Below are 19064 nucleotides of genomic sequence, written 5' to 3'. Positions count from 1 at the left end.
AATTCCCTTGGGCCCCCTGCCCCCACCGCTATATAGTAAAAGGAATAACGTTACCCAAGGAGATAGCGGTGTCCGCACAACCCAAAGAAGCCGTGGGCGCCGCCTACAGCATCGACTCCATGCGCTACGCCCAGGCCATGACCTGGCAAGCCATCGAACAACTCGCCCAACGTGTCCGCCCCGGCATGCGCGAATCCGAAGCCCGCGACCTGGGCAAGCAAGTCCTCGCCGATCTCGACATGCAGCGCATCTGGCACCCACTGCTGGTTCGCTTTGGCGCCAACACCCTCAAGACCTTCAAGCAACGCTCCGACGGCGACCCGGTGCTGGGCGACAACGACATCTTCTTCATCGACATGGGCGCCGTCTGGCAAGGCCACGAAGGCGATGCCGGCGCCACCTTCGCCATCGGCAACGACCCAGACATGCTCGCCTGTGCCAGCGCCGCCAAAGCGCTGTTCGACCGCGTACAAGCCCGCTGGAAAAACGACCAGGTCGTGGGCCTCGAGCTTTACCGCTACGCCGAAGCACAAGCCCAGGCCATGGGCTGGCACCTCAACCTCGACATCAAGGGGCACCGCGTAAGCGACTTCCCCCACGCCATCCACCGCGGCGGCGACCTGGGGGATTTCGAGCACTACCCGAATGCCGGGCTGTGGATCCTCGAAATCCAGATCGCCCATCCGAGCAAACCCTACGGTGCTTTCTACGAAGACCTCCTCGCTTAAGGAACTGCAATGAACCGCTCCACCGAACACCCTGTGCTGTTGTTTTCCTACGGCACGTTGCAAGACAAATCCGTACAACTGGCCAACTTCGGCCGCGAACTGACCGGCCAGCAGGATGCAATGCTGGGTTACTCGCAGAGCTGGGTGGAGATTACTGACCCGGACGTGCTGGCGAGCAGTGGCAAGACGCATCATCCGATTGTGGCGCCGAGTACGCAGGCAGACGCCAGGGTTGAGGGGACGGTGTTTCAGATTACCGAGCAGGAACTGGCGGCGGCGGATGCGTATGAGGTGGCGGATTACAAGCGGGTGGAGGTGGGGTTGGCTTCGGGGTTGAGGGCTTGGGTGTACGTGCAGGCCTGAAGCTTTGAGCTTTCCGCCTAAAGGATGTGATACCCCTGAAACTGCAAAACCCCTGGTCTCTTTCGAAACCAGGGGTTTTGTTTACATCGAATTTGGCGGTGAAGGAGAGATTCGAACTCTCGATACAATTTCTTGTATACACACTTTCCAGGCGTGCTCCTTAAGCCACTCGGACACTTCACCGTATCTCGTCAAACCAGTTCAGTCTGTCGAGGCGCGCTAATGTAGTCGAAAGCCTTTCTGATGGCAAAGGTTTTTTTCAGAATTTTCATGCGGTTAGCCGGTTATGCCGATCCACGCCCGGCAAGGGGCGGTGATTGTGCCATTCTCAGGCATCGGCGGTGTGCGTCTGGGGCGGCGATTGCGCCCTGCTCTAGGCTTTCCCAACGCCTGTGTGCGGGAAAAGTCTGACTGGGCAGTCAGTCACGGCGCTTTACCGGGGCGGGCGTGGTGGGTAACGTCTGCGCATGCACTGCTATTAACAAGCCTTCTATAACAAATCCTACAAGGAACCGCGTCATGAGTGAGTTGATTGCCTACCACCTCGAAGACGGTATCGCGACCCTGACCTTGAGCAACGGCAAGGTGAATGCCATTTCTCCGGCGGTGGTCAGTGCCTTTAATGAAGCGCTGGATCAGGCCGAGAAGGACCGGGCGGTGGTGGTAATCACCGGCACGCCGGGGATTCTGTCGGGGGGTTATGATTTGAAGGTGATGACCGCCGGCCCTAAAGAGGCAATCGGTCTGGTGACGTCCGGTTCGACCTTGGCGCGTCGTCTGTTGTCGCACCCATTCCCGGTGATTGTGGCGTGCCCTGGGCATGCGGTGGCCAAGGGTGCGTTCCTGCTGTTGTCGGCGGATTATCGGATTGGTGTGGAAGGCCCGTTCAGCATTGGCCTGAACGAGGTGGCGATAGGCATGACCATGCACCACGCCGGGATCGAGCTGGCGCGGGATCGTCTGCGTAAGTCGGCCTTCCATCGTTCGGTGATCAATGCCGAGATGTTTGACCCGCAAGGCGCGTTACAAGCCGGCTTCCTCGACAAGGTGGTAGCACCGGAGGAATTGCATGCGGCGGCGCTGGAGGCGGCGCGTCAGTTGAAGAAGCTGAACATGAATGCCCACAAGCACACCAAGTTGAAGGTGCGTAAAGAGCTGCTGGAAGCCCTGGACGATGCAATCATCCAGGACCAGGGACATATCCTGAGCTAAGCCCTACGCCTGATACACCAGAGCCCGACCTTGAGTCGGGCTTTTTCTTACAAACAAATCCGAATCCTCTTTAGCCGCTCTAGCCTGCCCGTGCCGGTAGATATCGAAACATGCGCTTAAACATCGGCTATCTCCTACCTCTACAGGGGTAATTGCCGAATACAGTGCACATCCGTACACTGCGCCACCTTTTGTCCGGATAGGCCGTGTCGATGCTTTTTTTGCTGCGTATGTTGTTGATGGGCCTGCACTTTATGCTCGCCGGTGTACTGGGCGTGCTGGTCGGTCTGTGTCGGCCATTCAATCCGGACAACAGCCGCCTGTGTGCTCGTCTCTATGCGCTACCGGCCATGTGGATTCTGCGCCTGAACGTGAAAGCCGATGTGGACTCGCTGCGCAACAAGCCTGGCACCTGCGTGATCATCGCCAATCACCAGTCCAACTATGACCTGTTTGTGTTCGGCAACGTGGTGCCTTACCGCACCGTGTGTATCGCCAAGAAAAGCCTGAAATGGGTGCCGCTGTTCGGCCAGTTGTTCTGGCTGGCGGGCAACGTGCTGATCGACCGAGGCAATGCGCACAAGGCGCGCCGCGCGATGCTCACCACGACGCACACTTTGCAGCACGAAGACACGTCGATCTGGGTGTTCCCGGAAGGCACGCGCAATCTGGGCAGGGGTTTGCTGCCGTTCAAGAAAGGCGCGTTCCACATGGCGATTGCGGCCGGTGTGCCGATTGTGCAGGTGTGTGTGAGCAATTACGTCACTCACATGCAGCTCAATCGCTGGAACAGTGGGGATGTGCTCATACGGTCGTTGCCGCCGATTCCTACCACTGGGATGACTGCGGATGACATACCGGCGTTGATGCAGGCGTGTCATGCGCAGATGGATGAATGCATCGCGCAGATGGACCGCGAGTTGCGGGCTAGCTGAAGATTGTCGGGGGCGCTTCGCACCCCAGCACGAGCAAGCTCGCTCACCACAAAAAGCTTGCCGCTACGACGGAACGCCATTCAAGCTAAGCTGCCCAACACCTGTCCTCCCAATAAGAAGCGATCAGCACCATGGGTAGAGTTGTTGCGGCCGCCGTTTATAGCGCCGGTAAGAAAGTCACGGATATCACCCTCGATGAAGGCGCGGCCTGGGCCGCCAAACCCGACCACTTTGTGTGGATCGGCCTGGAAGAGCCCGACGCCCAGGAACTGGCCAACCTGCAACGCCAGTTCAACCTGCATGAATTGGCCATCGAAGACGCCCTGGAAAAACACAGCCGCCCCAAGCTGGAAACCTTCGGCGATGCGCTGTTTATCGTCACCTATTCACCGGTGCGCGAGAACGGCAAGCTGGAGTTTATCGAGACGCATATCTTCGCCGGCAACGGCTACATCATTACTGCACGCAACGGTCACTCAGCGTCCTACGGCTTTGTGCGCCAGCGCTGTGAGGCGCGGCCACTGTTGCTGGAGCATGGGGAAGATTTCGTACTCTATGCGCTGCTGGATTTCGTCACCGAGAACTACCAGCCGGTGAGCGAAGCGATCCATGCCGAGATCGATGAGCTGGAGCGTAATGTGCTGTGCAGTTCGTTGAGCGAGCGGGATATCCAGAAGATTCACGGCCTGCGTCGCGACGTATTACGGCTCAAGCGTTACGTGGCGCCGATGGTGGAGATCAGCCAGGAGCTACAGAAGCTCAGCTTTCCGTTTATCGACAAGAACATGCGCCCGTACTTCCGTGATGTGCAGATCCACGTGACGCGGCAGATGGAAGACCTGACCACCCTGCGCGACATCGCCAGCCAGACCATAGAGATCGGTGTGCTGCTGGAGGCGTCGCGCCAGAGTGTGGTGCAGCGCAAGTTCGCCGCATGGGCGGCGATCCTGGCGTTCCCCACGGCGGTGGCAGGGATTTACGGGATGAACTTCCAGAACATGCCCGAGCTGCAATGGCACTACGGCTACTTTGCGGTGCTCGGGTTTATTGCGGTGGGTTGCACCAGCCTGTGGGCCAGTTTCAAGCGTTCGGGCTGGCTTTAAACCTGGGCCTCGGGCTTGTGCGCGACGAAACGCATCATCCACTCCGCCACGGTGGCGCCGTGGTGGTCTCGCTCAAGGCTGGCCACACCGCTTGTGTAGACTTTTTCGCCCAACGTCGTCTGAAGAATCTCCAGCAACTCGCGGGAATAGTCGTGGATAAATTCCGGGTGCCCCTGGAAGCACAGCACCTGATCGCCGATGTGGTACGCGGCGAACGGGCAAAAGGCGCTGGAGGCGATGACCGTGGCATTCTCCGGCAGTGTGGTCACCTGGTCCTGGTGACTGATCAGTAGCGTCAGTTCTTCCACTTCCGGGCTCATCCACGGCGTCTTGGCATCGAGCTTGTAGTCGTGGATGCCCATGCCCCAGCCCTGGCCGGCGCGTTCGGTCTTGCCGCCGAGCAACAGCGCCAGCAGTTGGTGACCGAAGCAGATGCCGAGCAGCTTGTCGCCGCGCTCGTAACGTTCGAGCAGGTAGGTCTTGAGGGTCTGGATCCACGGGTCGGTGCCAAAGGAGTCGGCCTTGCTGCCGGTCACCAGGTAGGCATCGAATACTTCATCGTCCGGCGGGTATTCGCCGTTCACCACGTTGTACACGACAAACTCGGCGGGAATGGGCTGCTTGGCGAACAGGCGCTTGAACATCTGCCCGTACCCTTGGTATTGATCGATCAAGCCTGGACGCAGGATATCGGTTTCCAGGATACAGACGCGTAGCGACATAAAAAATACCTGACACGGTGATGGGAATATTGCACACCCCAGAGCCTGCCTTGAAATACCCCTTCAAGGCAAGCCCCCTTTAATCACCTGAACGTGTCACCTTGCGCCGCTTTTTCGAGCAGTAACGCCGGTGGCGCGAAGCGTTCGCCATATTGCTCGGCCAGGTAGCGGGCGCGGGCAATGAAGTCGTTCAGCCCATATTGGTTGATGAACTGCAACGCGCCGCCGCTCCAGGCCGCAAAACCAATGCCGAAGATCGACCCCACGTTCGCGTCCGCCGTGGACATCAATACGCCCTCCTCCACACAACGCACGGTCTCGATGGCCTGGATAAACAGCAGACGGTCGCGCACATCCTGGGGAGAGATACGTTGGTCGGGCCGTTCAAAGCGGCTTTTCAGCTCTGGCCACAGGTATTTCTGCCCGCTATTGGGATATTCATAGAAACCGCCTCCCGCCGCCTTGCCCACGCGCTTGTATTCGTTGACCAACAGATCGATGACCGCTGTCGCCGGATGTGTCGGCACAGCCTTGCCTTCCGCCTGCAGATCCTTGGCCGTCTGCTGCCTGATATGGCTCATCAGGCTGAGGGACACTTCATCCGATACCGCCAGCGGCCCCACCGGCATGCCGGCCTTGCGCGCCTCAGTCTCGATCATCGGCGCGGCCACGCCCTCACCCAGCATGGCGATGCCTTCGTTGGTAAAGGTGCCAAACACCCGCGAAGTGAAGAAGCCACGGCTGTCGTTGACCACAATCGGGGTTTTCTTGATTTGCAGGACGAAATCGAAACCACGGGCCAGGGTTTCGTCGCTGGTACGCGCTCCCTTGATGATTTCCACCAGAGGCATCTTGTCCACCGGGCTGAAGAAGTGCAGACCGATGAACTTGGCTTGATCCGGCACCGCCGTGGCCAGGCCGCTGATGGGCAAGGTGGAAGTGTTGGAGGCAATCACAGCGTCGGCGCCGACCACGTGTTGCGCGGCGGCTGAGACCTTTGCCTTGAGTTCGCGGTCTTCGAACACCGCTTCGATGATCAGGTCGCACCCGGCAAGGTCGTCATCGCTGGCCGTAGGAAGAATTCGCGCCAAGGTGGTTTCCCGCTGTTCGGCGGTCAATTGCCCACGGCTGACTTTCTTGTCCAGCAACGCCGCGGAATGCGCCTTGCCCTTCTCGGCGGCCGCCAGGTTGATGTCCTTGAGTACCACGTCGATACCGGCACTGGCGCTGACGTAGGCGATGCCTGCGCCCATCATGCCTGCACCGAGCACGCCGACCTTGCGCGTGACATAGGGTGCGAAACCTTGCGGCCGCGAACGGCCTGCGTTGATCTCATTGAGCTGGAACCAGAAGGTGCCGATCATGTTCTTCGCCACCTGCCCCGTCACCAGTTCGGTGAAATAACGGGTTTCGATCAAGTGCGCGGTGTCGAAATCCACTTGGGCGCCTTCGACGGCGGCGCAGAGGATTTTCTCCGGCGCGGGGAAACAGCCCTGGGTCTTACTGCGCAAAATCGAAGGCGCAATCGCCAACATCTGCGCAACTTTTGGACTCGACGGTGTACCGCCGGGGATCTGGTAGCCCTTGTTATCCCACGGTTGCTTGGCGTCCGGATTGGCCAGGATCCAAGCGCGGGACTTGGCCAGCAGCTCATCGCGATCCGTCGCCAGCTCATTCACCAGCCCGGCCAGTAACGCCTGTTGCGGCCGTACTTTCTTGCCTTCCAGCAGATACGGCAAAGCCTTTTCCAGCCCGAGCATGCGCACCATACGCACCACCCCGCCGCCGCCCGGCAGCAGACCCAAGGTGACTTCCGGCAGGCCCAGCTGCACCGATTTGTCGTCCAGCGCCACACGGTAATGACACGCCAGGCAAATCTCCCAGCCGCCCCCCAGCGCCGCACCATTAATCGCGGCGACCACGGGTTTGCCAAGAGTTTCCAGGCGACGCAGTTGCGCTTTCAGTACCAGTACGCCGTCGTAGAAATCCTGGGCGTGGGCCTTGTCGACCTGGATCAATTCATTGAGGTCGCCGCCGGCAAAAAATGTCTTCTTGGCCGAGGTGATCACCACGCCCGCAAGGTCATCCTTTTCCGCTTCCAGGCGCTGCACCGTGGCCGCCATGGCCTCGCGGTAAGCGCCGTTCATGGTGTTGGCGCTCTGGCCGGGCATGTCGAGGGTCAGCACCACGATGCCGTCCTGGCCTTTTTCGTAACGAATGGCTTGGGTCATGACTGATTCCTTGGGCTCAGAGGCGTTCGATAATGGTGGCGATGCCCATGCCACCGCCGACACACAGGGTGGCCAGGCCGTAGCGCCGCTGGCGCACTTCCAGTTCGTCGAGCAAGGTGCCGAGGATGGCGCAACCGGTGGCGCCCAACGGGTGGCCCATGGCGATGGAGCCGCCATTCACGTTGACCCGCGCCGCGTCGATGCCCATGTCCTTGATGAACTTGAGCACCACGGAGGCAAAGGCTTCGTTGACTTCGAACAGGTCGATGTCTTCGACGCGCAACCCGGCCTTGGCCAGGGCCTTGCGCGTGGCGGGCGCGGGGCCGGTGAGCATGATGGTCGGATCGGTGCTGGTGACCGCCGTGGCGACGATACGTGCACGGGGTTGCAGGCCCAGCTCGCGGCCCTTGGCCTCAGAGCCGATCAACATCAACGCGGCACCATCGACGATGCCGGAGCTGTTGCCCGGTGTGTGCACATGGTGAATGCGCTCCACATGGCTGTAGACCCGCAATGCTGTGGCGTCGAAGCCCATTTGCCCCATCATTTCGAAGCTGGGCTTAAGCTTGCCCAAGCCTTCCAGGGTCGAGTCGCCGCGAATAAATTCGTCATGGTCCAGCAGCACTATGCCGTTCTGGTCCTGCACCGCGATCAGCGATTTATTGAAGGAACCGTCCGCCCGAGCCCTCGCCGCTTTCTGTTGGGAATGTAGGGCGAAAGTGTCGACGTCTTCACGGGTAAAACCTTCCAGGGTGGCAATCAGGTCCGCGCCGATGCCCTGGGGAGTGAAGTGGCTGTGCATATTGGTCTGCGGATCGAGCACCCACGCGCCACCGTCACTGCCCATGGGCACACGGGACATGGACTCAACGCCACCGACCACCACCAGGTCTTCGAAGCCGGAACGCACCTTCATCGCGCCCAGGTTGACGGCTTCCAGGCCTGAGGCGCAGAAGCGGTTGATCTGCACACCGGCGACGCTGATGTCCCAGTCCGCGACCAAGGCGGCGGTCTTGGCGATGTCGGCACCCTGGTCGCCTATCGGCGTTACGCAGCCGAGCACGATGTCGTCCACTTGATGGGTGTCGAGGTCGCTGCGCCGGGCCAGCGCCGTGAGCAGGCCGGCCACCAGGTTCACCGGCTTGACGCTGTGCAAGGCACCGTCGGCCTTGCCTTTGCCACGGGGCGTGCGTATCGCATCAAAGATCAAAGCTTGGGTCATGACGTCCTCGAACCGCTGTGCATGTGTGCCTTTACCTTAGGCCCGATTGACACGGTTTCAATGACGGATGCGCTCATTGCTTTTGACCCCCTCGCTCGGACGAACGGTAGTCTCCTAAGCTAAACGCCGGGTTAATCGTTTTAGCTGTCTAGCCAAGGCATTGGCGCCAAGATGGCGATATGCCTCATGCCTTTTTAAGCTGAAATGCTTATTAGCTGATATGAAATGAGTCTAAGCCACGAAGAACGAGGGCTCTAAGGTTGAATCAGTAGGAAGCCACTGCCGGGTTTTGCTGGAGCGGCTGTAAGAAAAGCGACACGTCATCTCGCCATACTGAAATAAAACCGGCACGCATTTGACGCTCAGGAATAACAACAAAAGGCAGTCAGCCATGTTCAAACATTCGAAAGTACGTCAGGCGGGACTCATTCTGTTCGCCACCACACTGATTCTGATCTTGCCCAACTTGACCAAGGTCATTGGGTGACCCCTCAACGCCCACATTCCGTGCCTTCACAGCACCGGGTTTGCAGCTTTTGGCAGCACCTGCCGGGACATTGCGCATAGCGGTCCTGCAGGGGCTGTCTTTTTGCGCACCGATTTCCGGTATCGTGAGCGTTATTGCCACTTCACACCGGGCCTGCCTCTTGAAATCGATCTTCGCCCTCCTCGCCTTGCTGATCGCGCTTCCCGCTTCGGCAGCACAATTGACCATCGAACTCGACCATACCCACCAGACGTGGCAGACCGCTGACCTGCTCAAGCATCCGCAGGCGCAAACGGTGCAGATCGTCGATGACGTTTCCTACAAGCGCACCATGAGTTATCGCGCAGTGCCCTTGGCCGCGCTCCTACCGGGACTGAAACCTGAAAGCCACTTGCAGGCCGTTGCCCTGGATGGTTTCGCTGCCGAACTCACTGCTGCGCCGCTGCTGGAAATCCACGGTTCACGCGCCTGGCTGGCGGTGGAAGATCCTGCCCAGCCATGGCCTGCGCTGGCGGAAGGCAAACCGAGTGCAGGGCCCTTCTACCTGGTGTGGACCGACCCGCAAGCCGGGCACATCAGCCCTGAGCAGTGGCCGTTCCAGATCTCCGGGATCAAACAGTTGAAGACGGTTGCCGAGCGCTTTCCCGCACTGTTGCCGGACCCAAAGCTGGCAGCCAATGACCCGATCAACCAAGGCTTTGTGCTGTTCCAGAAAAACTGTCTGGCTTGCCATCGCCTCAATGGCGCCGGCGATGCGCAGGTGGGGCCGGATTTGAACATTCCGTATAACCCCACCGAGTATTTCGGTGGTGATTTCCTCAAGCGTTATATCCGTGACCCGCAAAGCTTGCGGCATTGGCCGCAGGCGAAGATGCCGGCGTTTGCTGCCAGTGTATTGCCGGACGGCGAGCTGGATTTGTTGGTGGGGTATTTGAAGCATATGGCGGGGCGTAAGCAGCAACCTTAAACATCGGGTGAGGAACCCTTGTGGCGAGCGGGCTCGCCACAAGGTCATTGCTGCTGGACGGAGATCACCGGCGTTGGCGCCACGAACACCTTGGCATGCATCTGCTCATGCCCACCGCCACGCCGCATCCCGCGCACCGGGCAGGCATCCAGGTAATCCAACCCCACCGCCAGCTTCAAATGCCGCTCCGGCCGCGCAAGCTGGTTGGTCACATCAAAGCTGTACCACGCGTCATCCAGCCAGGCTTCAGCCCAAGCGTGGCTGGCCAGGTGCGTGCTGTCCTCCGAGTACAAATACCCTGACACATACCGCGCCGGAATCCCCAGGCTGCGCGCGCAGGCCAGGAACGCGTGGGTGTGGTCCTGGCACACGCCCGCACGACCGGCGAAAGCCTGGGCGGCGCAGGTGTCGACTTCGGTGGCGCCTGGCGTGTAGACCATCGCCTGGTTGAGCGCGTGCATCAGGTCGATCAGCGCGGTGCGGTCACGGCGTTGGTGGCACTTCTGGTCGGCAAAGTCGCGCAGGGCTTCGTCGGGTTCGGTCAGGCGGGTGCAACGCAGGAACGGGAACGCCGATTGGTGCTCATGTTCGGCCTCGCGCAACTCGTCAATGTCCACCTGGCCACGGGCGCCGATGATGATGGCGTCGTGGGGTTCATCCAGGGTCAGCACATGCAGGATGTTGCCGAACGGGTCCACTTGGGCGCGAACCGGACGCGGCAGGTCGAGTTGCCAACTGAGTACGTGCTGGCGTTCGCTGTCGTGGGGCGTCAGGCGCAGGTACTGGATGCTGGCACGCACCTGGTCTTCGTAGTGGTAGGTGGTTTCGTGGCTGATGGAGAGTCTCATGCCGCCTCCAGGTAGGAACTGTAGATGGCGTCGCCCAACTGGCGGACCAAGGGGATAAAGTCGGTCAGCCAGGCGTGCAGGCCTTCCTCGAGGATTTCATCGATGGCGGTAAAGCGCAGGCGCGCGTCCATCTCGGCGGCCAGGCGCTGGGCCGGTCGACCGTTGAGGCCCGGCAGGCTGGCGAGGATCTGGTCGATCTCTTCGCTGCAGGCACGCAGTGAGCGCGGTACATCGGCGCGCAACAGCAGCAACTCCGCCACTTGCCGTGCGCCAGGGGCATCGCGATAGATCTCGGTGTAGGCCTCGAACGACGACAGCGCACGCAATAAGGCGCTCCACTGATAGTAGGCATGGGCGGTGCCATCGGTGACGGCTTCGGCGCGATCGCCGGCCATTTCATAGCGGGCGTCCAGCAGGCGCAGTGTGTTGTCGGCACGCTCGATAAACGTGCCCAGGCGAATGAAGCGGAATGCATCGTTACGCATGATGGTGCCGTAGGTGGCGCCGCGAAACAGATGGGAACGCTCTTTGACCCACTCGCAGAACCGGCTCATGCCATAGCGGCTCAAGCCCTGCTGGGCGATATCGCGAATATCCAGCCAGGTGGCGTTGATGTTTTCCCACATGTCGGCGGTAATTCGCCCACGCACCGCATGGGCGCTGGCCCGCGCAGCGCCGAGACAACTGTAGATGCTGGCCGGGTTGGCAGCATCCAGCGCAAAGAAGTGCAACAAGCGCTCGGCGTGCAGTTCGCCGTGGCGTTCGTGGTAATCCTCCAGGGTGCCGGTGATCAACAGCGGCATGGCCAGTTCGTGCAGGCCATCGCCGCGCCCGTCCTGGGGCATCAGCGACAGCGAATAGCTGACATCGAGCATGCGTGCGAGGTTTTCCGCACGTTCCAGGTAGCGCGACATCCAGTACAGGTCCGAGGCAGTTCGACTCAACATGGCATCAGTCCTCCACCACCCAGGTGTCTTTGGTGCCGCCGCCCTGAGACGAGTTGACCACCAGCGAGCCTTCGCGCAACGCCACGCGGGTCAAGCCGCCGGGGACCACACGGGTTTCCTTGCCGGACAACACGAACGGACGCAGGTCGATATGACGCGGCGCAATGCCGTTTTCGACAAAGGTCGGGCAGGTGGATAAACACAGGGTCGGCTGGGCGATATAGGCGTGGGGCTTGGCCTTGATACGGGCGCGGAAGGCTTCGATTTCCGCCGCTGTGGACGCGGGGCCGACCAGCATGCCGTAGCCGCCCGAACCCTGGGTTTCCTTCACCACCAGGTCGGGCAGATTGGCCAGCACGTGGGACAGTTCGTCGGGCTTACGGCACTGGAAGGTCGGAACATTCTTCAGGATAGGTTCTTCATCCAGGTAAAAACGGATCATCTCGGTGACGAAGGGGTACACCGACTTGTCATCCGCTACACCGGTGCCGATGGCATTGGCCAATACCACATTGCCGGAGCGATAAGCCGCGAGCAGTCCCGGCACACCAAGCATGGATTCGGGGTTGAAGGCCAACGGGTCGAGGAACGCGTCATCCAGGCGACGGTAGATCACGTCAACGGCCTTGGGCCCGTCGGTGGTGCGCATGAAGACGCGGTCATCGCGCACGAACAGGTCGGCGCCCTCCACCAGTTCCACGCCCATTTCGCGGGCCAGGAACGCGTGCTCGAAGAACGCACTGTTGAAGCGACCTGGCGTCAGTACAACCACGCTCGGGTTATCCAGGGGGCTGGAGCTTTTCAAGGTGTCGAGCAGCAAGTTGGGATAGTGATCGATGGGCGCGATACGCTGGGCGGCGAACAGTTCAGGGAACAGGCGCATCATCATCTTGCGGTCTTCGAGCATGTAGCTGACGCCGCTCGGTGTACGCAGGTTGTCTTCCAGCACGTAGTACGTGCCGTCACCGTCGCGTACGAGGTCGACCCCGGAGATGTGGGAATAGAGATCACGGTGCAGGTCCAGCCCCTGCATCGCCAACTGGTATTGCTCGTTGGCCAGCACCTGTTCAGCGGGGATGATTCCGGCCTTGATGATGCGTTGTTCGTGGTACAGGTCGGCGAGAAACATGTTCAGCGCCTTGACCCGCTGGATACAGCCGCGCTCGACAATCCGCCATTCGCTGGCAGGGATGCTGCGCGGGATGGTATCGAAGGGAATCAACCGTTCCGTACCCTGCTCGTCACCGTAGAGCGTGAAGGTGATCCCGGCGCGGTGAAACAGCAAATCGGCTTCACGCCGGCGCTGGGCCAGCAATTCAGCAGGGGTTTCGGCCAACCAACGGGCGAACTCGCGGTAATGAGGCCTGACCTGGCCTGCCCCATCGTACATTTCATCGTAATAAGTGCGGATCATGCCGAACTCCTTGTCACCCGGGCGCTAGAACCATCGCAAGGCCCGTGCCAGCGGCATAAACACTTAAAAATCAGTGAGTTGAATTACAACCAGAATCCAGCCGCACCGTCCTGGTGCGCAGAATGCCCGGTGCATGGCCCGACGCTTCATCGCAATGCGGGCTTTGACTATCAACAGCATAGTCAGAGTTGATTTCACTGCCCGGCCAAGCCTGCGGATAATCGGCCCCATCTGCTGAACAGGACTCGTCCTACAGCTAAAGCCTTCAAACCGTCGGTAATGTAGTGAATCGTGTACCGACCGTGCTCCCGGTCTTCCCTTTAGGCCACCCTCAATGGGTGGCTTTTTTTTTGGTGCAAAAAAGTGCAGGACTAGTTCCGTAAAATTTCTCACAGCACAAACAAAATCGGCCGACCCAAAGGTCAGCCGATACGCTGCGTTTCTCATACTTCAAGCTGCTACATGGGTAACCCACGCACCTCCTGCTTCACGCCCCATCCCTCGATGATCCCGCCCAGCGGCTCGACCACCGCCCCAAAGTCTTGCTCGAAGTCTCCAATGCCGTCGTAGGTAGCGGACATGATCTTGCTCAGCTCCAGGTACCAGGCGCCATCGTCGCGCGCACTGACCTGGGCATTCAGGGATTCCCCACGAAACTCACCCGCAGCCCGGCGCGCCCGTTCCTCATCCGGGAAAATGGCGTAGAACTCGATGGGGTGGAAACGCGAGAAGTCGAAACCGCCTTCTTTCATGCGGCGCAGAACGTTGGTGCTGATGTCTTCTTGATAGGCTGTGCTCATGAAAAGTGCTCCTCGAATTGATGGATAGACTTTCCGTGCTTCCCGAAGCCCACGCCTTACTGGCGTGGGAACTACGGCAACAACATCACCGCTGGAAAACAAGCATGTAGCTGACAAGACCAGAACTAGCGATTCATTCGCTGATCTCACTTGCAGAGTAGCGCGAAGCTATCACCTCCACCAGAGGTGCTTGAAGGGTGGACAGGGAATGTTCAGGCGGCGGGAGAGATGTCGAGGATCTGGATACTGTTCTGGTCTTTGAGGATCTTGACCGTAGGCTCGGGCTTGCGGCCCTCAAGGTCATTGAGGTCCAGCTCGGCGGCAACGGGCACCAGCTTGTTGCGAATCATGTGTGCCGCATCTTCGAGGCTGGGCTTCTGCTCGCAGGTGAACTGCTCGACGGACTTCACGCCGTGATCATCAACGAAGGTAATCTGCCACTTTTGCATCGGTGCCTCCTCGATAAAACCCGTGTGTGGGCTTACCTTTATCTGGACCTTGGGGGCTCGGCAAACGTTCCACCCAAGGTAGGAGACACCTGATCAGCTGCGCTTACTTCTCAGCGTGTTCTTTCAAGGCTTTCAAGGTGTTGAACGGCGCGTCCACCACGAACTTGTTGGCCAGCCACGAGGGCACGCTGCCGCCTGGCTCGGTGTGCACCTGATAGGTGACTTCGGTCTGGTTGTCGCCCTTAGGCACCAGTTTCCAGAAACCGTCCACTTGGGCGACACGTACGTAGCCTTTTTCTTCAGGCTTGTAGGTCGGCACGCCTTCCAGCTTACGGGTCAGTGTGCCGTCGGCCGCCTTGGTGGTGGTGATGTGCAGGTAGGAATCACGATCCGTCACAGGGAACGGGGCTTTGAATTGGGTATAGGTCCAGCTCTCGTCGCCTTTTTTGTCGACCAGCTTCTGGGACTTGCACTCGTGGATCCAGGCACAGGCACCGGCGACGTCTTCCTGGAGTGCGACGATTTTGGCTACTGGCGCCTTGATCACGGTCACACCGCGATACGCCTTGTATTTGGAGCCGGCAATTTCGCTCAGGGACACCTTGATACCGTCTTCGTCCTTGGCGACTTGCCAATCCTCAGCCTGGGCAGTGGCAGCAAACAACACCGTAAACCCGCACACCACAGCCATTCGTTTCAGCGAACCCATTGTTGTATTCCTTATTGTCGAAGTTCCGAAAAAAAGTTCCGATAGTAAAGCCCATCAAGCCGCCGTCATCTGCTCCCACCAGCCGATCAAGCGGATCGCATCGGCCTGGTCGGTGCCGCAGACCTCGAGATCCGCCTTGAAATCACTGCACACCGCCGGTCGCTCCGGTTGGCCGAAAATCTGGCATAGCAGTTCGACCGACAGGTGCACACAGCGAACACCCGCCGGTTTGCCCTGTGGCATTCCGGGTAATGGCGAACTGATGGAGGGGGCGATGCAGCATGCGCCACAGCCTTCACGGCAATTCATGACCAGCAGGTCCTCGACGACTCAATGTGGATGGCCGAGCTAGAGTACGCCCTAAAACAGCCGTTTTAAAATGGTCTAACAGGGGTTTTTCGCAGAAAACAAAAATGACTGACCAGTCTCCGACACATGGTCGGCGGTCGACGTCACCTTTGTAGGAAAAGTTTACTGCTTGAATTCGAATTCCAACGCTGCACCTTCCACTTCGCGCCGTTCTTCATTGCGCAACTGCAGCTTCATTTCATTGCTGAGCAAGCGGCCGTTGATCTGGAACGCGCTGTTGTCGGTGGGCTTCTCGCCGAACATCGGTGGCAACAGGGGCACACTTTTGGGTTTGGGCATGGTGCCGATAGGCTGCAAGTGCCTGACCATGTCCGACGGCAGCGACAGGTCCAACTGCGCCGGTGGCAATTGCGTCTGCGTCACTTCGCGAGACGCCTTGGACTTACTGGCCGCACGTTTCTTGGCGGCGGCGGTGGTTTTTTTCACCGCTGGCGCTTGTTTCACGGGGGCTGGTTTTTTCGCGGGGGACTTCTGCTCAGTACTGGCGGCGGGCTTCGTTTCGCTCACAGGGGCTGCCGCCAGCGCTGTGCCGACATTGCAAAGGCTTAACAAGCCAATCACCAAAACCGCGCGAACAATCGAAGTCATATTGCCTACAGCATTAACGGCAGAGGGCCATATGCTCGCTTGTTGTGCGCGGCATGACAAGCGCGGTGATTAGCTTGCTATAGGATTTGTCCCCTTTCTGAGCGTCACAGTCCGGCGGCGGTTTCCTGGCAGAGCTGGCTCGCCAGCATCCCCAAGGTCATCAGCGCCCGCTCTGCCTCGCGGTTCCACGGTGTACCGCAGTTGAGGCGGATGCAGTGGTTGAATTGCTCGGTATTACTGAAGATCAGCCCCGGCGCAATGCTGATGCCCTGTTGCAGTGCACGTACGTGCAGTTCCTGGGTATTGACCCGTCCGGGCAAACTGACCCACAGGATGAAGCCGCCGGTCGGACGCGTCATCTGGGTGCCTTCCGGGAAATATTGCTGCACCGCCAGCTGGAAGGCGCTGAGGTTCTTGCGGTACTCCTGGCGGATGTAACGCAGGTGCCGATCATAACCGCCGTTTTCCAGGTACGCGGCGACACCCATCTGCGTGACGCTGCAGGCGGAGTGGGTACTGAACATCTGCAAGCGCTGGATTTCCTGCTGGTACTTGCCGGCGATCATCCAGCCGATGCGCACGCCGGGGGACAGCGTCTTGGAAAAACTGGAACAGTAGATCACCCGATCCAGGCGGTCATAGGCCTTCAGGGCCTTGGTGCGGCCCAATTCGAACATCAGCTCGCCGTAGATATCGTCCTCGACAATCTGGATATCGAAGTCCGACGCCAGGCGCAGCAACTGTTTCTGCCGTTCTTCGGGCATGGTGCCGCCCAGCGGGTTACTCAGGCGCGTGGTCAATACCAACGCCTTGATCGACCATTGGTTGGCCGCCAGTTGCAGGGCTTCCAGGCTCATGCCGGTGGACGGATCGCTGGGGATCTCGATGACTTTAAGGCCTAACAGATCGGCCAGTTGCAGCAAGCCGTAATAGGTCGGTGACTCTGCGGCAATCAGGTCGCCCGGCCGCGTCAGCACGCGCAGCGACATCTGCAAGGCATCGACGCAACCGTGGGTGATCACCACTTCGGAAGGGTCCACCACCACGCCCGCATCGCGCATGCGGATCGCCACCTGGCGGCGCAGCGGTTCGAAACCGGGGCTGAACATATAGCTGAATGCCCGTGGGCTCTGGAAGCGCGTGACTTTGGCCAGTTGCTGATGCAGCGCGCGTACCGGCAAGTAGTCCACGCTCGGCACGGCGGCCCCCAGCGGGAACACCCCTTCGCGGCGCGACTCGCCCAATACCTGCTGGATGATGCTGCTGCGGGTGACCAACCCCGGACGCTCAACCCGTGCAATATCCGGCGTCGGCGCGGTGAGCGCTGGCGTCTGGTGCACGTAATAGCCGGACTGCGGCCGCGCCCGGATCAGGCCCTGGTCTTCCAGGTTGGCGTAGGCCTGCAACACCGTGGCGTGGCTCACGTTCAACTGCGAACTCATCTTGCGCACCGAAGGCACGCGCTCGCCCGGTTGATAGACACCGCGCCGGATATCCTCAGCCAGTTGCTGGGCGATACGTTGGTAAAGCAACAGATTGGTCATGACGCAGCACTCGATTTCACGGGTATTTTATTTTTGTGTGAAACATACCGGCACAGTTTAGAAGTGTACGGGGACAGTTGCCACAATAGTCGAGCGCGCGCTGGAGTGACAGCAAAAACTGTGAGGGTCTACACCAAACAAATGTGGGAGCGGGCTTGCTCGCGAAGGCGGTGTATCAGCCAATGAAGTACTGACTGGTACATCGCCTTCGCGAGCAAGCCCGCTCCCACAGTTTGATCTGTGTCAGGCGCTTAGCGCGCGGCACCCAATTGACCTTTCTCATCCGAGAACACAATTTCCACGCGACGGTTCTGCGCCCTGCCCCGCTCTGACGCATTGGCTTCCACCGGGTATTGGTCGCCATACCCTTCAACCTGGATGCGTTTTTCGTCGATCCCCAGGTCGACCAGCACATCCGCCACCGACTGCGCGCGATCACGGGACAGTTTGAGGTTTTCGCGCTCGCCGCCGGTATTGTCGGCGTAACCCTCGATACGCACCACGCGCTTGGGGTTGAGTTGCAGGAACTGTACGATTTTCAGCACCGTGCGGTTGGCCGAGTTTTTCAGCTCTGCTTCACCGGTATCGAACAGCACATCGCCCAGGGTCATCACCAGGCCGCGATCGGTCTGGGTAGTGGCCAGGCTGGCGATCTGTTCTTCAAGCCACTTGCCCTGCTGCTGCACGCTGATCAGCTTGTTTTCACGCAGGGCCAATTGCAGGCGCTGGCGCTCCAGTTCGAGCTTGACGCGGCGTTCTTCATTGAGCCCCTGCTCGGTGTGTTCGCGAGCAATCGCACTGTAGCGTTGGCTCAGGTAGGCGTAATGCACCACGTCGGCGCCGCTGCCCCAGTAGCTGGACAAGCGGTCGGCGCGGGCCAGGGATTCACCGGCACGGATCACGTCCTTGGGCGCAAAGCGCAACACGTTGGCGTCTTCCTTGACCTGCTGGAAGTCGTTGCCCGCCTGTTGCAAGGCCTGCTCGCCGTCGGGATGGCTGGCGCAACCGCCCAACACGGCGGTGCCCAACAGTACCGCACAGCTCAAACTGCGGAGCATCGGGTTCATTGGGCTTCCCCCAACTGCAACTGCTTGCGCAGACGAGTGATACGGGCGTTGAGCACGTTCAACTGCTCCTGGCTCTTGCGGGTCAGCACTTGGGCTTCAGCCAGGCGTGCATCCAGTTCGGCTTGTTCGAAACGCATACGGGCGTTTTTGTAGGATTGGTCGGCCATGCTCGACTTGGCCCGGGCGAACTTGGCTTCGGCCAGTTTCAATTCGGGCGATTCATCCGCGTTGGCCCCCACGGCACTGGCTTGCTCCAGGGCTTGCTGGGTGAGGCGCATTTGTTCATTCGGCGCAGGATCGGCTGCACATCCCGCCAGAGCGACAACGGCGAGGGCCGCGAAAAGAGGTCGAAGAGTCAC

Annotated in this window: 20 protein-coding genes and 1 tRNA gene; 6 read left to right on the top strand and 15 right to left on the bottom strand. The window is 59.8% G+C overall.

Translation table 11 applies throughout. The features are described 5' to 3' along the window. Nucleotides 1-68: 68 nt before the first annotated feature. Entirely contained in the window at nt 69-728 is a 660-nt protein-coding gene (locus HX823_RS02860; protein WP_177074075.1) for a M24 family metallopeptidase, read from the top strand. A gap of 9 nt (nt 729-737) precedes the next feature. Further along, nucleotides 738-1091: a gamma-glutamylcyclotransferase family protein gene (locus HX823_RS02855; RefSeq protein WP_177074074.1), complete on the top strand. Its 354-nt coding sequence runs from the start codon at nt 738-740 to the stop codon at nt 1089-1091. A gap of 93 nt (nt 1092-1184) precedes the next feature. Here the strand turns inward: HX823_RS02855 and HX823_RS02850 are convergent. Beyond that, nucleotides 1185-1274 (bottom strand) — tRNA-Ser (locus HX823_RS02850). Nucleotides 1275-1610: 336 nt separating this feature from the next. On the opposite strand from HX823_RS02850, the gene HX823_RS02845 reads away from it, so the two are divergent. From HX823_RS02845 to HX823_RS02835, 3 genes are all read left to right on the top strand, one after another. Beyond that, complete coding sequence (locus HX823_RS02845; RefSeq protein WP_015885385.1) at nt 1611-2303, top strand: crotonase/enoyl-CoA hydratase family protein; 693 nt, start codon at nt 1611-1613, stop codon at nt 2301-2303. Between the two features lie 212 nt (nt 2304-2515). Then, nucleotides 2516-3238, top strand: a complete 723-nt coding sequence (locus HX823_RS02840) for a 1-acylglycerol-3-phosphate O-acyltransferase (RefSeq protein WP_177074179.1) — start codon at nt 2516-2518, stop codon at nt 3236-3238. 131 nt (nt 3239-3369) lie between these two features. Further along, the gene (locus tag HX823_RS02835) at nt 3370-4341 is read left to right on the top strand and encodes a magnesium and cobalt transport protein CorA (protein ID WP_016979227.1); all 972 of its coding nucleotides are present in this window, start codon (nt 3370-3372) and stop codon (nt 4339-4341) included. Here the strand turns inward: HX823_RS02835 and HX823_RS02830 are convergent. The 3 genes from HX823_RS02830 to HX823_RS02820 all read right to left on the bottom strand — a co-directional run bounded on the left by HX823_RS02830 (nt 4338) and on the right by HX823_RS02820 (nt 8516). Then, a complete protein-coding gene (locus tag HX823_RS02830; protein WP_177074073.1) occupies nt 4338-5063 on the bottom strand; it encodes an amidotransferase in 726 nt (241 codons plus the stop codon). The two genes, HX823_RS02835 and HX823_RS02830, sit on opposite strands and share 4 nt — an antisense overlap. Nucleotides 5064-5146: 83 nt before the next feature. Next, nucleotides 5147-7294: a 3-hydroxyacyl-CoA dehydrogenase NAD-binding domain-containing protein gene (locus HX823_RS02825; RefSeq protein ID WP_177074072.1), complete on the bottom strand. Its 2148-nt coding sequence runs from the start codon at nt 7292-7294 to the stop codon at nt 5147-5149. A gap of 16 nt (nt 7295-7310) precedes the next feature. Continuing rightward, on the bottom strand, nt 7311-8516 hold the full coding sequence (locus tag HX823_RS02820; protein WP_177074071.1) for an acetyl-CoA C-acetyltransferase: 1206 nt from the start codon (nt 8514-8516) through the stop codon (nt 7311-7313). A 647-nt stretch (nt 8517-9163) separates the two neighbouring features. On the opposite strand from HX823_RS02820, the gene HX823_RS02815 reads away from it, so the two are divergent. Continuing rightward, complete coding sequence (locus HX823_RS02815) at nt 9164-9970, top strand: cytochrome c (RefSeq protein WP_177074070.1); 807 nt, start codon at nt 9164-9166, stop codon at nt 9968-9970. A gap of 44 nt (nt 9971-10014) precedes the next feature. On the opposite strand, the gene HX823_RS02810 is transcribed toward HX823_RS02815, so the two are convergent. The 11 genes from HX823_RS02810 to HX823_RS02760 all read right to left on the bottom strand — a co-directional run bounded on the left by HX823_RS02810 (nt 10015) and on the right by HX823_RS02760 (nt 19064). After that, nucleotides 10015-10818 carry a transglutaminase family protein gene (locus HX823_RS02810; RefSeq protein WP_177074069.1) on the bottom strand — a complete coding sequence of 268 codons (804 nt, stop codon included), beginning with the start codon at nt 10816-10818 and terminating at the stop codon, nt 10015-10017. Continuing rightward, nucleotides 10815-11765, bottom strand: coding sequence for an alpha-E domain-containing protein (locus HX823_RS02805; RefSeq protein WP_016979378.1), 951 nt, complete (start codon nt 11763-11765; stop codon nt 10815-10817). The genes HX823_RS02810 and HX823_RS02805 overlap by 4 nt, the downstream gene beginning before the upstream one ends. Before the next feature lie 4 nt (nt 11766-11769). After that, nucleotides 11770-13179 (bottom strand): circularly permuted type 2 ATP-grasp protein, encoded by a 1410-nt coding sequence (locus HX823_RS02800; RefSeq protein WP_177074068.1) that lies wholly within the window; start codon nt 13177-13179, stop codon nt 11770-11772. Between the two features lie 458 nt (nt 13180-13637). Further along, the gene (locus tag HX823_RS02795) at nt 13638-13979 is read right to left on the bottom strand and encodes a ribonuclease E inhibitor RraB (RefSeq protein WP_010208429.1); all 342 of its coding nucleotides are present in this window, start codon (nt 13977-13979) and stop codon (nt 13638-13640) included. 212 nt (nt 13980-14191) lie between these two features. Continuing rightward, nucleotides 14192-14428 (bottom strand): hypothetical protein, encoded by a 237-nt coding sequence (locus HX823_RS02790; RefSeq protein ID WP_025999984.1) that lies wholly within the window; start codon nt 14426-14428, stop codon nt 14192-14194. A 103-nt stretch (nt 14429-14531) separates the two neighbouring features. Further along, on the bottom strand, nt 14532-15137 hold the full coding sequence (locus HX823_RS02785; RefSeq protein ID WP_033901241.1) for an START domain-containing protein: 606 nt from the start codon (nt 15135-15137) through the stop codon (nt 14532-14534). A 54-nt stretch (nt 15138-15191) separates the two neighbouring features. Continuing rightward, entirely contained in the window at nt 15192-15446 is a 255-nt protein-coding gene (locus HX823_RS02780; protein ID WP_016979374.1) for a YkgJ family cysteine cluster protein, read from the bottom strand. Between the two features lie 162 nt (nt 15447-15608). Beyond that, nucleotides 15609-16094, bottom strand: coding sequence for a hypothetical protein (locus HX823_RS02775; protein WP_038847062.1), 486 nt, complete (start codon nt 16092-16094; stop codon nt 15609-15611). 104 nt (nt 16095-16198) lie between these two features. Beyond that, nucleotides 16199-17638 (bottom strand): PLP-dependent aminotransferase family protein, encoded by a 1440-nt coding sequence (locus HX823_RS02770; protein ID WP_015885400.1) that lies wholly within the window; start codon nt 17636-17638, stop codon nt 16199-16201. Nucleotides 17639-17889: 251 nt separating this feature from the next. After that, a complete protein-coding gene (locus HX823_RS02765; protein ID WP_177074067.1) occupies nt 17890-18705 on the bottom strand; it encodes an OmpA family protein in 816 nt (271 codons plus the stop codon). Beyond that, entirely contained in the window at nt 18702-19064 is a 363-nt protein-coding gene (locus HX823_RS02760) for a DUF4398 domain-containing protein (protein ID WP_016980006.1), read from the bottom strand. Before HX823_RS02760 ends, HX823_RS02765 begins: the two co-directional genes overlap by 4 nt.

This window comes from Pseudomonas sp. P7759 (assembly GCF_013386445.1).
GTDB classification, from domain to species: Bacteria; Pseudomonadota; Gammaproteobacteria; order Pseudomonadales; family Pseudomonadaceae; genus Aquipseudomonas; species Aquipseudomonas azotoformans_A.
The sequence above is the reverse complement of the archived record's forward strand: the minus strand, read 5'-3'. Positions and strand labels throughout refer to the sequence as shown.

What these genes read in the sequence shown, in the direction of transcription:
- HX823_RS02840 (WP_177074179.1), top strand. Translation starts at nt 2,516, where the DNA reads ATGCTTTTTTTGCTGCGTATGTTGTTGATGGGCCTGCACTTTATGCTC.
- HX823_RS02770 (WP_015885400.1), bottom strand. Translation starts at nt 17,638, where the DNA reads ATGACCAATCTGTTGCTTTACCAACGTATCGCCCAGCAACTGGCTGAG.
- HX823_RS02800 (WP_177074068.1), bottom strand. Translation starts at nt 13,179, where the DNA reads ATGATCCGCACTTATTACGATGAAATGTACGATGGGGCAGGCCAGGTC.
- HX823_RS02835 (WP_016979227.1), top strand. Translation starts at nt 3,370, where the DNA reads ATGGGTAGAGTTGTTGCGGCCGCCGTTTATAGCGCCGGTAAGAAAGTC.
- HX823_RS02825 (WP_177074072.1), bottom strand. Translation starts at nt 7,294, where the DNA reads ATGACCCAAGCCATTCGTTACGAAAAAGGCCAGGACGGCATCGTGGTG.
- HX823_RS02830 (WP_177074073.1), bottom strand. Translation starts at nt 5,063, where the DNA reads ATGTCGCTACGCGTCTGTATCCTGGAAACCGATATCCTGCGTCCAGGC.
- HX823_RS02785 (WP_033901241.1), bottom strand. Translation starts at nt 15,137, where the DNA reads ATGGGTTCGCTGAAACGAATGGCTGTGGTGTGCGGGTTTACGGTGTTG.
- HX823_RS02780 (WP_016979374.1), bottom strand. Translation starts at nt 15,446, where the DNA reads ATGAATTGCCGTGAAGGCTGTGGCGCATGCTGCATCGCCCCCTCCATC.
- HX823_RS02845 (WP_015885385.1), top strand. Translation starts at nt 1,611, where the DNA reads ATGAGTGAGTTGATTGCCTACCACCTCGAAGACGGTATCGCGACCCTG.
- HX823_RS02795 (WP_010208429.1), bottom strand. Translation starts at nt 13,979, where the DNA reads ATGAGCACAGCCTATCAAGAAGACATCAGCACCAACGTTCTGCGCCGC.
- HX823_RS02820 (WP_177074071.1), bottom strand. Translation starts at nt 8,516, where the DNA reads ATGACCCAAGCTTTGATCTTTGATGCGATACGCACGCCCCGTGGCAAA.
- HX823_RS02775 (WP_038847062.1), bottom strand. Translation starts at nt 16,094, where the DNA reads ATGACTTCGATTGTTCGCGCGGTTTTGGTGATTGGCTTGTTAAGCCTT.
- HX823_RS02765 (WP_177074067.1), bottom strand. Translation starts at nt 18,705, where the DNA reads ATGAACCCGATGCTCCGCAGTTTGAGCTGTGCGGTACTGTTGGGCACC.
- HX823_RS02790 (WP_025999984.1), bottom strand. Translation starts at nt 14,428, where the DNA reads ATGCAAAAGTGGCAGATTACCTTCGTTGATGATCACGGCGTGAAGTCC.
- HX823_RS02810 (WP_177074069.1), bottom strand. Translation starts at nt 10,818, where the DNA reads ATGAGACTCTCCATCAGCCACGAAACCACCTACCACTACGAAGACCAG.
- HX823_RS02855 (WP_177074074.1), top strand. Translation starts at nt 738, where the DNA reads ATGAACCGCTCCACCGAACACCCTGTGCTGTTGTTTTCCTACGGCACG.
- HX823_RS02805 (WP_016979378.1), bottom strand. Translation starts at nt 11,765, where the DNA reads ATGTTGAGTCGAACTGCCTCGGACCTGTACTGGATGTCGCGCTACCTG.